Origin of the sequence: Salmonella sp. 32082101201600294FB01SM01, assembly GCF_017572865.1 — a bacterium.
Classification (GTDB): Bacteria; Pseudomonadota; Gammaproteobacteria; order Enterobacterales; family Enterobacteriaceae; genus Salmonella; species Salmonella enterica.
In genome coordinates, this window is record NZ_JAGESB010000002.1 from 223787 (window position 1) to 240551 (window position 16765).

The window sequence follows — 16765 nt, forward strand, 5'->3', positions numbered from 1 at the left end:
TAAAGTGTTGCGCGAGAAATCGTGCATCTTTCAAGCACATCGTCTACTTTAATTAACCGATTCATAAAATATATATTATCTATTCATTTCTAGCTTGTAGGCTATTTTAATAACTGTGTATTTTAAAGAATAAAAATTAATATCACCCTACTTCTTTGTTATAATACCAGCCTCCAAAATTGTGCTATAGGAACATCATGGAATTAATTCGTTATGCTGACATCAACAGCGATCTCTATCGCCACATTTGGGTCGTTGGTGATATTCATGGATGTTACTCCTTATTGTTAACCAGACTGGCTCAATTAAATTTCTCTCCTGATACCGATCTCTTGATCTCCACTGGAGATAACATTGATCGAGGAAAAGGAAACCTTGAAACACTGAGACTGTTAAATACCTCATGGTTTATTTCTGTAGTGGGTAATCATGAAGCTATGGCACTTGACGCTTTTGAAACACAGGATGGCAATTTCTGGTATGTAAACGGTGGTTACTGGTACGACTCGGTCACCGAAAAAGACAGGCAAGAAGCCACTGAACTATTACTAACTTTTAAGCAGCGTCCTCACATCATACAGGTTGAAACGTCCTCAAAGAAGTACGTGATTGCCCATGCCGATTATCCAGATGACAGCTACGATTATGAGAAGCAAGTTGATATTGATAGCGTTCTATGGTCACGCGATCGTCTGCTTGGTTCGTTACAGGGGAATATCCATCCAATACGCGGTGCGGATACTTTCATCTTCGGCCATATGATTGTTGACTACACAACAACATTCGCCAATCAAATCTACATTGACACCGGTTCTTTCTGTTCACGCAATCTGTCTTTTTTTAAAATAAAGTAATCTGGAAATAGAATTATATAATATTAACCCTCCCTGCATTATGGGCAATGATATAGCCTTCAATAAGTACCATTGCCCATTCGTAATAGCGTCTAAATTTCGCGTTTTTCTGCCCATTTCAGCATTAAGATCGCAGGCCAAAAAAACGAAGCCGTAATCCGACGCAGGTAGTTACTCGATCGCATGAGAAGAGTAAAGATCGCACAGCTCAAGATACCTATCGGAAGAAAGCGCAATAACCGTGGTGGCGAAATGGATCGGCTTACCTTCATGCAACACAATCTTGATAGCTGTGGCCGTCGGGATGAAGTTAATGCTCTGTGAATGCCAGGTGTTTTTCGTCCATAAAGCAACCAGCTTTTGATGTTGAATCGAACATATCAAAATCAGGCAATTACACAATTTTAATTACAGTCTCATTTTGAGTTCGGAAGCATCCGTTTCCCTCTTAATTTTGTTGGGATTTCTCTTTGTTGCGAGCATGGTCTGAACTAATTGCCTGGCAGCTTGCCTTGTTTCGTCAATATTTGGAAAATCGAACACATTTCCAACTTTTACTTTCAAGACAGAACTTGGCTTCCTACCCTCACTGACATTACGATCTGACGAGGCTACTCTTCGCTGGATTACGTAGGTCTTTTTCGTCAAACTGGCTTTTACCCCGAAACCAGCAGGAGCTTCTCTGTGGTCATCGAAAACAATGTAGAGTTTTTGAGCTGGGTTAGCTTCGAAAACGATTTTTCCAGAGCGACTGAGCGCAGACTTAACATTGATACTTAACTTGTTGATAATGAAAGGCTGGCTGAGAGTTGTTTTCAAAGTATCACCCCTGTTGTAGTCCAGGAATGATGAGAATGTAACCTGTCACATTTTAGGCTACAGGTGAGCTACAAATTTATGGGTTTATGTGAGTTTATAAGGGTTTTACCTGGGGCCACATGAGCACTTGAAAGAATAAAAAAACGAGTAAAATCAATATGAATGAGTCATTTGATAAGGACTTCTCCAACCACACACCAATGATGCAGCAGTATCTCAAGCTGAAAGCCCAGCATCCGGAGATCCTGCTCTTTTATCGTATGGGAGACTTTTACGAGCTGTTTTATGACGACGCAAAGCGTGCGTCGCAGTTGCTCGATATTTCGCTGACCAAACGCGGCGCATCGGCTGGCGAACCTATCCCTATGGCGGGTATCCCGCACCACGCCGTAGAAAACTACCTCGCGAAACTGGTCAATCAGGGCGAATCCGTCGCTATTTGCGAACAGATTGGCGATCCGGCCACCAGCAAAGGTCCCGTTGAACGTAAGGTCGTGCGTATCGTTACGCCTGGCACCATCAGCGATGAAGCCCTGTTACAGGAGCGTCAGGATAACCTGCTGGCGGCTATCTGGCAGGATGGTAAAGGCTACGGTTACGCCACGCTGGATATCAGCTCCGGGCGCTTTCGTCTGAGCGAACCCGCCGACCGTGAAACGATGGCCGCAGAGTTGCAGCGCACCAATCCCGCCGAACTGTTGTATGCCGAAGATTTTGCTGAAATGGCGTTAATAGAGGGACGCCGGGGTCTGCGCCGTCGCCCGTTGTGGGAGTTTGAGATTGATACCGCCCGCCAGCAGTTAAATCTGCAATTCGGTACGCGGGATCTGGTCGGTTTCGGCGTCGAAAATGCCTCGCGTGGATTATGTGCGGCAGGCTGCCTGTTACAGTACGTAAAAGATACCCAGCGCACCTCCCTGCCGCATATTCGTTCCATTACGATGGAACGCCAGCAGGACAGCATCATTATGGATGCCGCAACCCGCCGCAATCTGGAAATTACCCAGAACCTGGCCGGTGGTGTCGAAAATACCCTCGCCGCGGTGCTTGACTGTACCGTGACGCCAATGGGTAGCCGAATGCTTAAACGCTGGCTGCATATGCCGGTACGAAATACCGACATATTGCGTGAACGCCAGCAGACCATCGGCGCCTTGCAGGACACCGTCAGCGAACTGCAACCGGTGCTGCGTCAGGTCGGCGATCTGGAGCGTATCCTTGCGCGTCTGGCGCTGCGCACCGCGCGTCCGCGCGATCTCGCCCGAATGCGTCACGCCTTCCAGCAGCTGCCGGAGTTGCACGCTCAGCTTGAAACCGTTGACAGCGCGCCGGTACAGGCGTTGCGTAAAAAAATGGGCGATTTCGCCGAGCTGCGCGACCTCCTGGAACGCGCCATTATTGACGCGCCGCCGGTACTGGTCCGCGACGGCGGCGTTATTGCGCCCGGCTACCATGAAGAGCTGGACGAATGGCGCGCGCTGGCGGACGGCGCCACCGATTATCTCGATCGTCTGGAAATTCGCGAGCGCGAGCGTACCGGGCTGGATACGCTGAAAGTCGGCTATAACGCGGTACATGGTTATTACATTCAGATTAGCCGTGGTCAAAGCCATCTGGCGCCCATCAATTATGTGCGTCGCCAGACGCTGAAAAATGCCGAACGCTACATTATTCCTGAGCTAAAAGAGTACGAAGATAAAGTTCTGACCTCGAAAGGCAAAGCGCTGGCGCTGGAAAAACAGCTATATGACGAATTGTTTGATCTGCTGTTGCCGCATCTGGCCGATTTACAGCAGAGCGCCAACGCGCTGGCGGAGCTGGATGTGCTGGTTAACCTGGCCGAACGCGCCTGGACGCTGAATTACACCTGCCCGACATTTACCGATAAACCCGGTATCCGTATTACCGAAGGTCGCCACCCGGTGGTTGAACAGGTACTGAATGAGCCGTTTATCGCTAACCCGCTCAACCTGTCGCCGCAGCGCCGGATGTTGATCATTACCGGCCCCAATATGGGCGGTAAAAGTACCTATATGCGGCAAACAGCATTGATCGCCCTGCTGGCCTATATCGGCAGTTACGTTCCGGCGCAAAACGTGGAAATCGGCCCCATCGACCGTATTTTTACCCGCGTCGGCGCAGCGGACGACCTGGCTTCCGGGCGTTCGACCTTTATGGTGGAGATGACCGAAACCGCGAACATTCTGCATAATGCCACGGAAAACAGTCTGGTATTGATGGATGAAATCGGGCGCGGTACCTCCACGTATGACGGGCTGTCGTTGGCCTGGGCCTGCGCGGAGAATCTCGCGAATAAGATTAAAGCGTTAACGCTGTTCGCTACCCACTACTTCGAGCTGACCCAATTACCGGAGAAAATGGAAGGCGTGGCGAACGTCCACCTGGATGCGCTGGAACACGGCGATACTATCGCGTTTATGCACAGCGTGCAGGACGGCGCGGCAAGTAAGAGCTATGGCCTGGCGGTCGCGGCGCTTGCGGGCGTCCCTAAAGAAGTCATCAAACGCGCGCGCCAAAAACTCCGCGAGCTGGAAAGCATCTCGCCCAATGCGGCGGCAACGCAGGTGGACGGCACGCAAATGTCGTTGCTTGCGGCCCCGGAGGAGACATCGCCTGCCGTTGAAGCGCTGGAGAATCTCGATCCGGACTCCCTGACGCCACGCCAGGCGCTGGAGTGGATCTATCGGCTGAAAAGTCTGGTGTAAACGTGTCGGGCCCGATAGCGGCGCGTTATCGGGCCCACGCGCCGGAACAGGCTTTTCAGACTGTGACTGTCGTTTCGTGTAAATGACGCCAGACTATCCGTCCTCTTTCCCTTTTTAAAATAACCGTCGACCAGCGTACCGTCTCGGCCTGGCCCGGCAGTTGCTGGCGCTCACGATAACGCAGCGCGGCACCTTCCGGCCACTCCGCCACAAAGTCAATGTGCTCAACCACGATAACCAGCCCCGGGCGACACGCGCGCTGCGCCTGGAAAAAAGCGCCCAGCGCCGGATAATCCAGACAAATACCTCCTGGCGTTATCATCGTAAAATCAACAGCAAAACGCGCTATCAACGCCTCCAGGCTACCCACCCCCTTACTAAGCCAGTTCTCAATCGCCGCATGGGCATGAATAATTTCTTCTTTATATGGATTCATGATCTTTCCTTTTTCAGGCACAGAAGCGCCTGTCTATTGTTTAGACAGACAGCGTAAATAAGGGGCAGCAGGGTGATACCGGCGGCGGCAATAAAGGTCCAGCGATAAGCAACCTCAAGCGACATAACGCGCTGGAGCGCGTTTAACAGCAGCGTCAACAGCGTCGCGCCAAGGAAAAAGCTGAGCTGACGATTAAGATTCCATAGCGCGCTGGCGTCAGGCATGTCCCGGCGAGCAATAGTCAGGAAAGCGCCACTCTGCGCGGTACTGCTGCACAAACTGCCGCCAGCACCCATTAAGGCGAATATCATCATCAGTACACGGTGCGATGTCGCAGGCGTAACGTTAGTTAAAAGCAGTATCCCTGCGGCCTGAAGAAGACAGCCGACGATAATCAGCGGACGCGGCCCAAGCCGATTGAAGTAACGTCCGGTAAACATAATGGCGACAAATGAAGCGATCGACCAGGGGAGCATCAGCGACCCCGCCGCCGCAGGCGATAGCTGCGCGACGTTCTGTAGATAAAACATCCCGACCACGCTGATACCAATGAACATACCCGGCACACACAGATAGACGATCATGGCAAAACGCAGCAGCCTGTCCGTCAACAACGGCAGATGGAGCAATCTTGCTGACGCCATTGTCGTCGAAGCGACATTCAGCCAACAATAAGCGAGCAATAAAGTGAGAACGGCCACCGGCAGCGTGGCAAAGAATATCCAGCGCCAGCCGCACGTTTCCACCAGCAGCCCGCCAATCGCAGGCGAACATGCCGGCGCCAGTAGCGCCACCATCATGACAACCGATGACACGCCAGCGCGTTCATGCGGTTTAAACTGTTGCCAGGTTAACGCCTGACCAACCGGGATCAATAAGCCACCGCCCACCCCCTGCACAATACGCCAGAAAACAAGGCTGTGTAAGGAATCGGCAAAACCTGCGGCAGCGGCGGCAACGCTAAACAGAATGAGCGAAAATATGATCAGCCGTCGTGCGCCGAGATAACGCGAAAGAAACGCGCTAAACGGAACGATCAGCGTTAATCCTGCGATATAACCATTACTCACCCATGCCAGCGCCGATATGGACGTATGCAGATCCACGGACATCGCAGGAAAAGCCACGCTGGCAATAAACAGATTAATCAGATCAAGAAAGAAGCCGAGCAGGTAAACCACTGCCACTTTACTGCGATACGTCATTATGCATCCTCCGTCAGAGGCGCTAATGTAGCCGTCCGGAGAAAGCCAGATAAGTCCGCGCTTCAACGATATACTGTCAAAATAATTTTGACAGTAAAGGAGCTCGCCATGCTCAATTTGCAGCGTATGTCGCTGTTTATCGCCGTGGTAGATAGCGGCAGCTTCACGGCCGCCGCCGCCGCATCGGGCCAAACAAAAGCGGTAGTGAGTTTTAATATTCGGCAGCTTGAAAAAGAGCTTGGCGTAACGTTACTGCTACGTTCCACCCGACGATTGACGCTCACAGACGCCGGCGTCCTCTTTTACCAAAAAGGCGTGAATTTACTCAATGCCGCGAAAAATTTGCAGGATGAAGTGCGTGCCAGCCATAGTGGGCTGGGCGGCGAGTTACGTATTACCACTACGCCCGAGTTTGGCGAACAGGTGGTCATTCCGGTACTGGCGCAGTTTAGTCAGCGCCATCCCGATCTCCGTATTCGGCATATGTCCTCATCACATCATGCCGATTTAATTGCCGAGCGCTTTGATGTGGCGATTCGGCTTGGCTCGCTGGCGGACTCCCGCTATCGCGCCGCGCTGATATCCCGCTTTACCATTCTGCCGGTCGCCGCGCCGCAGTGGCTCGCCCGCCACCCCGTGTCGTCGCTGGAGTCGTTGGCTCAGGCGGAATGGATTATTCATGAGCGATTACCTACGCCGCTACGGTGGACAGTAACGAATAATCATGGCCAACACTCACGCCTGGAGATAAGCAAAGCCGGCAAAATTTCTGTCGACAGCGCGCGCTCGCTGATGGCCTTCGCTCTCGCGGGAAGCGGCGTCGCATTACTGCCGCAATGGTTAGTCAACACCGCACTGGAGGATGGAACGTTAATTCACGTGTTACCCGACTATCATTTTCCCCGTCAGGGCATTTATGCCGTTTATCCGGACGCCCGCCATGTATCGACAAAAGTACGCGCATTTATTGATTTTTTACGTTCGCAATGGGATTGCGGGGAGCACGCCCCATCATTGTAGCCAGCCCGGGAGCATTGCGCTCCCGGACGGATAATACCGTCTTAATCCTTAACTACCAGCTTGTCTTTGATCCCCTGCGCCTGCCAACGCACCCACAGCATAATTGCCGCCAGAACGACAATCGGCAGTAACGGATCGAGCCAACTGCCGCCGGAACCGAACAGCAGGTTAATCAGCGCCACGCCGGTGCCGCCAATCGCCCAGGCAATGGTCGTCGGTACAGACCAAACCACCATCTGCTGTTTGACATCAGAGACGCCCATCATGCGGTTAACCACCCAGAACAGGCTATCGTTGAAGTAGCCGAAGAACAGCGACCCCATCGTTGCGGCCTGAGCGGCAAGCAACATATTGATGCCGGGGATCTGCGCCAGGATCGGCGCGGAAATCGAGGCGGCAGTGATCATCGCCACCGTCCCCGATCCCTGAATCAGGCGTACCAACGTCGCCACGATAAACGGGATCAGGATCGGCGAGATCGGCAGGTTGGCAACCTGCTCCGCCAGCTGTTGCCCCGCGCCGCTGTCGCGCAGGATCGCGCCCAATGCGCCGCCAGCGCCCGTGACCAGTAAGATAATCCCGGCGCTTTGCAAGCCCTCTTCCAGACGCTCTGCGGTGGTATGTTTATCCATGCGCGGCACCAGCGTATACACCGCCAGCAGAACGCTGATGGCCAACGCGATCACCGGACTTCCCACAAAGTTGATTGCCTGTACCACCGGATGCGTCGCCAGGCCGGACCATCCTTCTACAGTGGCGAGGGTGGAACAGATAGCCTTCAGGAAGATCAGCACGATCGGCACCACAATAGGCAGCAGAGAGAGCGTCAGGCTCGGCAGATCCTTTTGCTCTTTCTCTTTATTGTACTGCTCCAGCGCGGCATTGACTTCATCGGCGTTCAGCGTGCGCGGCACGAAATCAGGGTAGCGTTTATCCAGCCACTGCGCATAGAACACAATGCCGATCACACAGGGCACCGCCAGCGCCATCCCGGTCAATAACATTGCGCCGATGTCGACGTTAAAAATCCCGGCTACCCCCAGCGGGCCTGGCGTCGGAGGTACCGTATGGTGAGTGACCACCAGCCCGCCCGCCAGCGCGACGCCCAGCGTCAGTAGCGAACGTTTACCGCTTTTCGCCAGCGCTTTCGCCACCGGATAAAGAATGACAAAAGCGGAATCGACGAAAATGGGAATGCTGACAATATAACCCGTGATCGCCAGCGCCCACTCTTCACGGCGTTTCCCCAGCCATTTGATAAAGCTCCAGGCGATACGCTCCGCCGCGCCGGAAACCTCCAGCAAGCGCCCCATCATTACGCCGAGACCAATCACCAGGCCAATGCTGCCCAGCGTCGTACCGAATCCGCTGGTGATGACAGAGAGCGTTTTATCAATGCCCATTCCCCCCAACAGACCGGCGATACAGGCCGCCGCCAGCATCGCGATCAGCGCATGAACACGGGTGCGTAACACCAGCCATACCAGAACGAAAACGGCAACGATCAGGCCGATAATTGGGGTCGGTAAACTTGTCATGACCTCCCCTCCATATCATCTTGTCGAAAGCGTTCGATAATGTCATCGAAGCGTTTATCGGCGACAAAACCTAACGCCAGCGCACGCTGGTTATCGATACGTCCCGGCCAGGAGGCGACAATTTTCTCGACGCCTTCGTCGCGCTGATGCGTAACCCGATCGCGCGCCGCCTGACCGCCCGCCTGACGCAACGTTTCCAGCATCTCGCCCACGGTTACGCTGATCCCCGGTAAGTTGATGCTGCTCGCCTCGCCAGGCGCGGGTAACGTTGCGGCCAGCGACAGGTTATGGATCACCGTCGCCGGGCTGGAAATCCACAGCCGCAAACTTTCCGACACCGGGCAGATGGTCGTCTCGCCCTGCAACGGTTCACGAATAATCGCACTGACAAAAGAAGAAGCGGCGCGGTTTGGTTTACCCGGGCGAACACAGATCGTCGGCAAACGCAGCGCCAGCCCATCCACATAGCCTTTGCGGGTATAATCGTTGACCAACAGTTCACAGGCGGCCTTCTGCGCGCCATAAGACGAGCGCGGCGTGAGCGCGGTGGTATCGGTGACGCATTCCGGCAGCGTACCGCCATAAACGGCAAGCGAGCTGGAGAAGACAAAACGAATTTTCTGCGGTTGCCGACGACACGCCTCAAGTAACTGGCGGGTAAGATCTAGGTTAACTTTCCATCCCAGATCGAAATCGTCTTCCGCATGACTGCTGACAATCGCAGCGAAATGATAAACAACAGAGGTATTAGCGGTAATCACATTCTCCAGCACGCCCGGCTGGGTTAAGTCAGCCTCCAGACAGCGTAAACGAGGGGAATCTGATAACCGTGCAGGCATTTTTAAATCAACAAGAAGCAGTTCGTTAAACGCCAGCGATGAGTTTAATAAGGCGCTTGCGAGTTTCTGGCCTAAAAAGCCGCCCCCGCCGGTAATGATAATCTGCATCCGGATGTCCTCTTTATTGTTGTGTAGGGTAGTTCAGGGTTAGCGCCAGGCGTTAAACCAGCCAAGCCCGTCCTGAGTGGTATTCCGTGGTTGGTATTCGCAGCCTATCCAGCCGCGATAACCTACGTCATCGAACAGCCGGAACAGCCACGGGTAGTTGATCTCGCCATCATCCGGTTCATGTCTGTCCGGTAGCGAGGCGATTTGTACATGGGCATAGCGGCCCGCGTACTCGCGAATCAGGTGACTCAAATTGCCATCCACTTTTTGCGCGTGGAAAGTGTCGAGTTGGATGAACACATTCGGACGGTCAACCTCTTCTGCGATGCCCAGCGCCTGATATTGGCTGGAAAAGAGGTAACAGGGTTTAACGCCGGGACTCAGCGCTTCGATCAAAATACGTTTATCGTGGGCGGCAAACCGGTCGGCGGCATAACGCAAATTATCGATAAACGTGGCGCGATAACGTGCGCTATCAGCGCCATCCGGCACTACGCCCGCCATGATGTGAACCTGCTCGCATTCCAGCGCCAGAGCGTATTCCAGAGCCAGATCGATATCGGCGCGCGCGTCGTGTTCGCGCCCCGGTAGCGCGGCACGTCCCCACTCGCCCGCCGCGGTATCGCCCGCCGAAGTATTAAACAGCGCCAGCGTCAGATCATGACGCGATAGCTGGGCTTTAATCTCGCTGGCGGCAAAGCCGTAGGGGAACAGAAACTCAACGGCCTGAAAACCGGCTTCGGCAGCAGCGGCAAAACGCTCGATAAACGGCACTTCGGTAAACATCATCGACAAATTGGCGGCAAAACGCGGCATCGGGTTATCTCCTTAACTGCGCAATTTCTTCGGTGGTTAAATAACGAATCGGGCGTTCGCCAAGGATAAAAATCAGCTTTGCCGTCTCTTCCAGCTCCTCGGTATTATTAGCGGCTTCCTGCAAATTCTCCCCGCACACGACCGGCCCATGATTAGCCAGTAAAAAGGCCTGATGCCGGGCCGCCAGCGCTGCCAAATCGCGGGCAATTCGGTCATCCCCCGGGCGATAGTAGGGAACCAGCGGAATGTCCCCCATCCGCATCACCACATAGGGGGTAAACGGGCGAATAACATTTTGCGGGTCCAGTCCTTCGAGACAGGAAAGCGCCGTTGACCAGGTGCTGTGCAGATGAACCACTGCCTTACAGCAAGGGTTATTGCGATACAACGCCAGATGAAAACGCACCTCTTTAGACGGTTTATCGCCGCTGAGCCATTCGCCCTGCGGGTCCACTTTGGATAGCCGCTGCGGGTCGAGATTACCCAGACACGAACCGGTGGGCGTCGCCAGAATATTGCCGTCCGGCAGTAACAGAGAGAGGTTGCCTGCCGAGCCGGTGGCATAGCCGCGCTGGAAAAACGAGGCGGCTATCCTGACCATCTCTTCTCGCAAAGCGTGCTCTTCTTTTGCCAGTGTCGTCATACCTGAAACTCCCTTTGAGCGCGGATGAAAAAGGATTCATCGCCAAAATTACCTGACTTTAGCGCCAGCGAGACTGGCGCATGGAGCGCGTTGACCCACGGCACGCCGGGTGAAATGCACGGTCCGATGTGAAAACCGGTAATACCGAGGCTTTGCGTCACCACGCCCGAGGTTTCGCCGCCCGCCACGATAAACCGGGTGATACCGCCTTCCGCTAAGCGAGCGGCCAGCAGGGAAAAGAGCGCCTCTACCGCATGGCTGGCTTCGGTAGCGCCATATTGCTGCTGGATGGCAGCCAGCGCCTGCGTGGAGGCGGTGGCGCTAATCATTGGCGCCAGTTCGCTGTCCTGACTGAGCACCCACTGCGCCAGCGCTTCGGCGTAGGCCTCGCGCGTCTCGGATGACAGGCAACGCGCCACGTCAACGTCGCGTGTGGGAGCATGTTGTCGATAGAAGGCCACCTGCTGATTCGTCATTTGCGAACAGGAACCGGAAAGCACCACCGCACGACCGCTCAGCGGATAGCCTGCGGAACGGGCCTGAGACGCGCCGCGCTTCGCCCACTGACGCGCCAACCCCATTGCCAGCCCGGAACCGCCGGTCACCAGCGGGGCATCACGCAAAACCTCGCCCTGGATTTCCAGGTGCCGCTCATTGAGCGCGTCAAGTACTGCGTAGCGATATCCTTCCTGCTGTAAACGCGACAGCGCCGCACGGGTCGCGGCAACGCCTTCATCAAGCATCTGAGCCGGAATAACGCCGCAGCGCCCTTGCGCCTGCGCTTCCATCAGACGCGGCAGGTAGCTGTCGGTCATCGGATTGATAGGGTGGTGGCGCATACCGGACTCCGCCAGCAAGTGGTTCATGACAAACAGATAGCCCTGATAGACCGTGCGTCCATTAACCGGCAGCGCGGGAGAAATCACGGTAAATGAGGTATCCAGCGCCACCATCAGCGCATCGGTGACCGGGCCGATATTGCCTTCAGCGGTACTATCGAAAGTCGAGCAATATTTGAAATAGACTTGCTGGCAGCCCTGTTTTTTCAGCCATACCAGCGCCGCCAGCGATTGTTTTATCGCCTCTTGCGCCGGGCATGAGCGGGTTTTCAGGCTGATAACCACCGCGTCGCACCCTTCCGGTTGCGTCCCGGTTGGGACATCATTGATCTGCACTGTCGGCATCCCGTTTTCGACCAGAAAACTGGCGATGTCGGTCGCGCCGGTAAAATCGTCGGCAATGACGCCAATTTTTAACATGACGGCTCCTCAGGCGTGACGCCAGGCAGAGTAATCCCTGAGAAAATTTTGATCACAGCGCTGTCATCCTCTTTGCCATAACCGGCGTTACTGGCGCTGGTGAACATATTTAACGCCGTAGAGGCCAGCGGTAAGGGGAAGCGCAGCGCTTTCGCCGTGTCGGCAACCAGCCCCAAATCTTTGACAAAAATGTCGACGGCCGAACGCGGGGTATAGTCGCCGTCAACGACATGCTGCATACGGTTTTCGAACATCCAGGAGTTGCCGGCGGCATGGGTCACGACGTCATACATCACGTCCAGAGGAATACCGGCCCGCGCGGCCAGCGCCATCGCTTCGGCCGCCGCCGCAATATGCACGCCAGCCAGCAGTTGATGAATGATTTTGACGGTTGAGCCTGCGCCCGGCGTATCGCTGATGCGATAAACGTTGCTGGCAACGGCGTCCAGCACAGGCTTCAGGCGGGTAAACGCCGCCTCGCTCCCGGAGGCCATCACCGTCATTTCGCCCTGCGCCGCTTTTACCGCGCCGCCGGAAACCGGCGCATCCAGCATGTTAAGATTCAATGCCGTCAACGCCGCGGCGATCTCTTGCGCGTCGGCGCTTGAGATCGTAGACGAAACCATCACCGCGCTTCCGGGTTTCATCAGATGGGCGACGCCATCCTCACCGAATAACACCTGTCTGACCTGGGCGGCATTGACGACCAGAATGACTAACGCATCCACGACGCTGGCGAACTCCCTGGCGCTGGCGGCAGCCCCACAAGCCCCTTCAGCGAGAAGATTCGCGCACGCTTGCGGGTTAAGATCGGCCCCCCATGTGGAAAGCCCGGCGCGCAGGCATGAACGCGCAGCGCCCATTCCCATTGAGCCAAGCCCCACAATGCCGACATGAAAATCAGTTCCTGTTGTCATTATCACTCCATGTTAATTTACGTGATATTATGTTTTGTTATGTGAATATAGGCGTTTTTGTAAACAATTGCGGTGAGTTGTTTCACAAAAAATAACAAAATGTGTTATTTTTTGTGAAGGCAATCCTCATAGAACTTCACACGCAGTGACGAGAAATCGCGTAAAATCGCGACAGGACTAAAGAAAGGAGCAGACGTTGATACCTACTGAGCGTCGACAAATCATTCTTGATATGGTGGCGGAGAAAGGCATCGTCAGTATCGCTGAACTGACCGAGCGCATGCATGTATCCCACATGACTATCCGCCGTGATTTACAAAAACTGGAGCAGCAAGGCGCGGTAATCCAGGTCTCTGGCGGCGTGCAATCATCGACTCGCGTGGCGCACGAACCCTCGCATCAGATCAAAACCGAACTGGCGACGCCGCAGAAAGCGGCGATTGGCAAACTGGCCGCCAGCCTGGTACAGCCAGAAAGCTGTATCTACCTTGATGCAGGTACTACCACGCTGGCGATCGCCAGGCAGCTGGTTACGATGAATAAACTTACGGTGGTGACGAATGATTTCGTCATCGCCGATTACCTGATGGACAATAGCGATTGCACAATTATTCACACTGGCGGGGCGGTATGCCGGGAAAACCGGTCGTGCGTCGGTGAAGCCGCGGCGACGCTTTTGCGCGGGCTGATGATTGACCAGGCCTTTATTTCCGCCTCTTCCTGGAGCGTGCGCGGTATTTCAACGCCGGCAGAAGATAAAGTCACGGTGAAACGGGCCGTCGCCAGCGCCAGCCGCCAAAAAATTCTGGTGTGCGACGCGACCAAATACGGCCAGGTCGCTACATGGCTGGCGTTACCGCTGGCGGAATTCAACCAAATCGTCACCGATGACGGCCTGCCGGAAAGCGCAATTCGGGCGCTGGCTAAAGTGGATATCTCACTGCTGATGGCCAAAAAATAGCGAAGCGGCGCAAGCCGCTTACGTCATCATCTTGCGTACCAGTTGCGTAAACTGTTCGCGTTCTTCAGCGCTCAGTCGCCCCAAAAACTCATCGTCAACGCGATCCCCCAGTGGTATCGCGGCGGCGAGCAACGTTTGGCCCTGAACGGTGAGATAGACAAAACGCCGACGTTTATCCAGCGGATCGTTTTCTCGCTTTACCAGCCCACGATTTTCCATCCGGCTTAACATCTCCGCCAGCGTCGCTTTAGTGCTGACCGCCGCTTCGGTCAGATCGACCTGTTCAATACCCGGATGTTCAGCAATAACGCGCATCACCGCATATTGAGGTTTGGTGAGCTCCGGTAGTTCATGCTGCCAGCGTGCGGTATGTTGCTGAAAAAGTTGGCGTAACAGATGAAACGCGGTGTTTCGTAGCTCCATGAGCGCTCCGGATAAATTAACTTTTTCTATCATAACGACTTATGCACGGTTTTTTAATGACGAATGCTTTAGCTAAACGTGCGCAGGCGTCGGGAGCGATCTTGTCGCAAAGGCCGTGTGGGCGTATTTTGATCAAAATGTTCGTATACGAACGATATTTGAGGTAAGAAATGAGATTGATTGTGGGGATGACCGGTGCGACCGGCGCGCCGCTTGGCATCGAGCTACTCCAGGCATTGCGGGCGATACCTGATGTTGAAACGCATCTGGTAATGTCAAAGTGGGCGAAAACCACTATTGAACTGGAGACGCCCTACACGCCCGCTGAGGTAGCCGCCCTGGCAGATTATTGTCATAGCCCGGCCGATCAGGCGGCGACCATTTCCTCCGGCTCATTTCGTACCGACGGCATGATTATTATCCCCTGCAGTATGAAAACACTGGCGGGGGTTCGCGCCGGCTATGCCGAGGGGCTGGTGGGACGCGCTGCCGATGTCGTGTTGAAAGAGGGTCGCAAGCTGGTGCTTGTGCCGCGGGAAATGCCGCTCAGCACGATTCATCTGGAAAACATGCTTGCGCTTTCTCGTATGGGGGTGGCGATAGTGCCGCCCATGCCCGCGTTCTACAACCTGCCGCAAACCGTTGACGATATTATCCAGCACATCGTAGCGCGCGTTCTCGACCAGTTTGGTCTGGAGCATACGCGCGCGCGTCGCTGGCAAGGACTGCGACAGGCAGCAAATTTTTCACAGGAGAATGGATAATGGCATTTGATGATTTGCGCAGTTTTTTACATGCGCTGGATCAGCAGGGACAACTGCTGAAAATCAGCGAGGAAGTGAATGCGGAGCCGGATCTCGCCGCCGCTGCCAACGCAACGGGACGAATCGGCGATGGCGCGCCCGCGCTGTGGTTTGACAATATTCGTGGTTTTAACGACGCCCGCGTGGCGATGAATACCATCGGTTCCTGGCAGAACCATGCCATCTCACTGGGTTTGCCGCCTAACACGCCGGTTAAAAAACAGATCGATGAATTTATTCGCCGCTGGGACAATTTTCCGGTAGCGCCGAAACGACGGGCGAATCCGGGCTGGGCGGAAAATACCGTCGACGGCGACGCGATCAACCTGTTTGATATCCTGCCGCTGTTTCGTCTGAACGACGGCGACGGCGGATTCTATCTGGATAAAGCCTGTGTGGTATCACGCGATCCGCTCGATCCCGATAACTTCGGCAAGCAGAATGTCGGCATCTACCGTATGGAAGTTAAAGGCAAGCGTAAGCTGGGTCTGCAACCAGTGCCGATGCATGATATCGCATTGCACCTGCACAAAGCTGAAGAGCGTGGCGAAGATCTGCCGATTGCGATCACGTTGGGTAACGATCCGATCATTACCCTGATGGGCGCAACGCCGCTGAAATACGATCAGTCGGAGTATGAAATGGCAGGCGCGCTGCGTGAAAGCCCCTATCCTATCGCCACCGCGCCGTTGACCGGTTTTGATGTGCCGTGGGGATCTGAAGTCATTCTTGAAGGGGTCATCGAGAGCCGTAAACGTGAAATTGAAGGACCGTTCGGCGAATTTACCGGCCACTATTCCGGCGGTCGCAACATGACCGTGGTGCGTATCGATAAGGTCTCTTACCGCAGCAAACCCATTTTTGAATCGCTCTATTTGGGGATGCCGTGGACGGAAATCGACTACCTGATGGGGCCGGCGACCTGCGTGCCACTGTATCAACAGCTGAAAGCCGAATTTCCGGAAGTGCAGGCGGTAAACGCCATGTACACCCACGGCCTGCTGGCCATCATCTCAACCAAAAAACGCTACGGCGGCTTTGCCCGCGCGGTGGGCCTGCGAGCGATGACAACGCCGCACGGTCTGGGATATGTGAAGATGGTGATCATGGTCGATGAAGATGTCGATCCATTCAATCTGCCACAGGTGATGTGGGCGTTGTCGTCGAAAGTGAATCCGGCTGGCGATCTGGTACAGCTACCGAATATGTCCGTCCTGGAACTGGATCCGGGCTCAAGCCCGGCGGGGATTACCGACAAGCTGATCATTGACGCCACCACGCCGGTTGCGCCAGATAACCGTGGTCACTATAGCCAGCCGGTTGTTGATTTACCGGAAACTAAAGCCTGGGCTGAAAAGCTGACCGCCATGCTGGCCAACCGTAAATAAGGAGTAACCG

15 protein-coding genes and 2 pseudogenes are annotated in these 16765 nt (G+C 54.6%); 6 read left to right on the forward strand and 11 right to left on the reverse strand.

Features of this window, described 5'->3' with window-relative positions:
* Positions 1 to 197 precede the first annotated feature (197 nt).
* Positions 198 to 854: a protein-serine/threonine phosphatase gene (pphB, locus tag J4645_RS10880; RefSeq protein ID WP_023214358.1), complete on the forward strand. Its 657-nt coding sequence runs from the start codon at positions 198 to 200 to the stop codon at positions 852 to 854.
* A gap of 171 nt (positions 855 to 1025) precedes the next feature.
* On the opposite strand, the pseudogene J4645_RS10885 reads toward pphB, so the two are convergent.
* Together J4645_RS10885 and J4645_RS10890 are read right to left on the reverse strand one after the other, a co-directional pair.
* Positions 1026 to 1148: pseudogene (locus J4645_RS10885) on the reverse strand (cytoplasmic protein); the annotation flags it as partial.
* A gap of 103 nt (positions 1149 to 1251) precedes the next feature.
* Positions 1252 to 1673, reverse strand: a pseudogene (locus J4645_RS10890) (cytoplasmic protein); the annotation flags it as partial.
* Between the two features lie 158 nt (positions 1674 to 1831).
* On the opposite strand from J4645_RS10890, the gene mutS reads away from it, so the two are divergent.
* The gene (gene mutS / locus J4645_RS10895; RefSeq protein WP_001005807.1) at positions 1832 to 4399 is read left to right on the forward strand and encodes a DNA mismatch repair protein MutS; all 2568 of its coding nucleotides are present in this window, start codon (positions 1832 to 1834) and stop codon (positions 4397 to 4399) included.
* A 55-nt stretch (positions 4400 to 4454) separates the two neighbouring features.
* Here the strand turns inward: mutS and J4645_RS10900 are convergent, their stop codons facing one another.
* Both J4645_RS10900 and J4645_RS10905 read right to left on the reverse strand, forming a co-directional pair.
* Positions 4455 to 4835, reverse strand: coding sequence for a DUF4440 domain-containing protein (locus J4645_RS10900; RefSeq protein WP_023214371.1), 381 nt, complete (start codon positions 4833 to 4835; stop codon positions 4455 to 4457).
* Positions 4832 to 6040 (reverse strand): MFS transporter, encoded by a 1209-nt coding sequence (locus tag J4645_RS10905; protein WP_000222409.1) that lies wholly within the window; start codon positions 6038 to 6040, stop codon positions 4832 to 4834. Before J4645_RS10905 ends, J4645_RS10900 begins: the two co-directional genes overlap by 4 nt.
* Before the next feature lie 87 nt (positions 6041 to 6127).
* On the opposite strand from J4645_RS10905, the gene J4645_RS10910 reads away from it, so the two are divergent.
* Complete coding sequence (locus J4645_RS10910; protein WP_000216305.1) at positions 6128 to 7060, forward strand: LysR family transcriptional regulator; 933 nt, start codon at positions 6128 to 6130, stop codon at positions 7058 to 7060.
* Positions 7061 to 7101: 41 nt separating this feature from the next.
* On the opposite strand, the gene J4645_RS10915 is transcribed toward J4645_RS10910, so the two are convergent.
* From J4645_RS10915 to ltnD, 6 genes are read right to left on the reverse strand one after another with little or no spacing between them, the layout of a single operon-like run.
* Positions 7102 to 8598, reverse strand: coding sequence for a gluconate:H+ symporter (locus tag J4645_RS10915; RefSeq protein ID WP_000202725.1), 1497 nt, complete (start codon positions 8596 to 8598; stop codon positions 7102 to 7104).
* Positions 8595 to 9545, reverse strand: coding sequence for a D-erythronate dehydrogenase (gene denD, locus J4645_RS10920; protein ID WP_023207760.1), 951 nt, complete (start codon positions 9543 to 9545; stop codon positions 8595 to 8597). Before denD ends, J4645_RS10915 begins: the two co-directional genes overlap by 4 nt.
* Positions 9546 to 9584: 39 nt before the next feature.
* On the reverse strand, positions 9585 to 10361 hold the full coding sequence (locus tag J4645_RS10925) for an HPr family phosphocarrier protein (RefSeq protein ID WP_023207761.1): 777 nt from the start codon (positions 10359 to 10361) through the stop codon (positions 9585 to 9587).
* 4 nt (positions 10362 to 10365) lie between these two features.
* Positions 10366 to 11004, reverse strand: a complete 639-nt coding sequence (locus J4645_RS10930; protein WP_000209068.1) for an aldolase — start codon at positions 11002 to 11004, stop codon at positions 10366 to 10368.
* Positions 11001 to 12263, reverse strand: a complete 1263-nt coding sequence (gene otnK, locus J4645_RS10935; protein ID WP_023214372.1) for a 3-oxo-tetronate kinase — start codon at positions 12261 to 12263, stop codon at positions 11001 to 11003. Before otnK ends, J4645_RS10930 begins: the two co-directional genes overlap by 4 nt.
* Positions 12257 to 13180, reverse strand: a complete 924-nt coding sequence (gene ltnD, locus J4645_RS10940) for an L-threonate dehydrogenase (RefSeq protein WP_000206964.1) — start codon at positions 13178 to 13180, stop codon at positions 12257 to 12259. Before ltnD ends, otnK begins: the two co-directional genes overlap by 7 nt.
* A 196-nt stretch (positions 13181 to 13376) precedes the next feature.
* Here ltnD and ygbI point away from each other — a divergent pair, with 196 nt between their 5' ends.
* Entirely contained in the window at positions 13377 to 14141 is a 765-nt protein-coding gene (gene ygbI, locus J4645_RS10945; RefSeq protein WP_000613178.1) for a DNA-binding transcriptional repressor YgbI, read from the forward strand.
* Positions 14142 to 14159: 18 nt separating this feature from the next.
* On the opposite strand, the gene J4645_RS10950 is transcribed toward ygbI, so the two are convergent.
* Positions 14160 to 14564: a MarR family winged helix-turn-helix transcriptional regulator gene (locus tag J4645_RS10950; protein WP_000423338.1), complete on the reverse strand. Its 405-nt coding sequence runs from the start codon at positions 14562 to 14564 to the stop codon at positions 14160 to 14162.
* A 170-nt stretch (positions 14565 to 14734) separates the two neighbouring features.
* Between J4645_RS10950 and J4645_RS10955 the strand changes: the two genes are divergently transcribed.
* Both J4645_RS10955 and J4645_RS10960 read left to right on the forward strand, forming a co-directional pair.
* Positions 14735 to 15328, forward strand: a complete 594-nt coding sequence (locus J4645_RS10955; protein WP_023214373.1) for a non-oxidative hydroxyarylic acid decarboxylases subunit B — start codon at positions 14735 to 14737, stop codon at positions 15326 to 15328.
* Positions 15328 to 16755, forward strand: a complete 1428-nt coding sequence (locus J4645_RS10960) for a non-oxidative hydroxyarylic acid decarboxylases subunit C (protein WP_023214374.1) — start codon at positions 15328 to 15330, stop codon at positions 16753 to 16755. Before J4645_RS10955 ends, J4645_RS10960 begins: the two co-directional genes overlap by 1 nt.
* Positions 16756 to 16765: the final 10 nt, after the last annotated feature.

Coding starts and splice junctions, on each gene's coding strand:
- pphB (WP_023214358.1), top strand. CDS start 198: ATGGAATTAATTCGTTATGCTGACATCAACAGCGATCTCTATCGCCAC.
- J4645_RS10955 (WP_023214373.1), top strand. CDS start 14,735: ATGAGATTGATTGTGGGGATGACCGGTGCGACCGGCGCGCCGCTTGGC.
- J4645_RS10950 (WP_000423338.1), bottom strand. CDS start 14,564: ATGGAGCTACGAAACACCGCGTTTCATCTGTTACGCCAACTTTTTCAG.
- J4645_RS10930 (WP_000209068.1), bottom strand. CDS start 11,004: ATGACGACACTGGCAAAAGAAGAGCACGCTTTGCGAGAAGAGATGGTC.
- J4645_RS10900 (WP_023214371.1), bottom strand. CDS start 4,835: ATGAATCCATATAAAGAAGAAATTATTCATGCCCATGCGGCGATTGAG.
- mutS (WP_001005807.1), top strand. CDS start 1,832: ATGAATGAGTCATTTGATAAGGACTTCTCCAACCACACACCAATGATG.
- J4645_RS10905 (WP_000222409.1), bottom strand. CDS start 6,040: ATGACGTATCGCAGTAAAGTGGCAGTGGTTTACCTGCTCGGCTTCTTT.
- otnK (WP_023214372.1), bottom strand. CDS start 12,263: ATGTTAAAAATTGGCGTCATTGCCGACGATTTTACCGGCGCGACCGAC.
- J4645_RS10915 (WP_000202725.1), bottom strand. CDS start 8,598: ATGACAAGTTTACCGACCCCAATTATCGGCCTGATCGTTGCCGTTTTC.
- ltnD (WP_000206964.1), bottom strand. CDS start 13,180: ATGACAACAGGAACTGATTTTCATGTCGGCATTGTGGGGCTTGGCTCA.
- J4645_RS10960 (WP_023214374.1), top strand. CDS start 15,328: ATGGCATTTGATGATTTGCGCAGTTTTTTACATGCGCTGGATCAGCAG.
- denD (WP_023207760.1), bottom strand. CDS start 9,545: ATGCAGATTATCATTACCGGCGGGGGCGGCTTTTTAGGCCAGAAACTC.
- J4645_RS10925 (WP_023207761.1), bottom strand. CDS start 10,361: ATGCCGCGTTTTGCCGCCAATTTGTCGATGATGTTTACCGAAGTGCCG.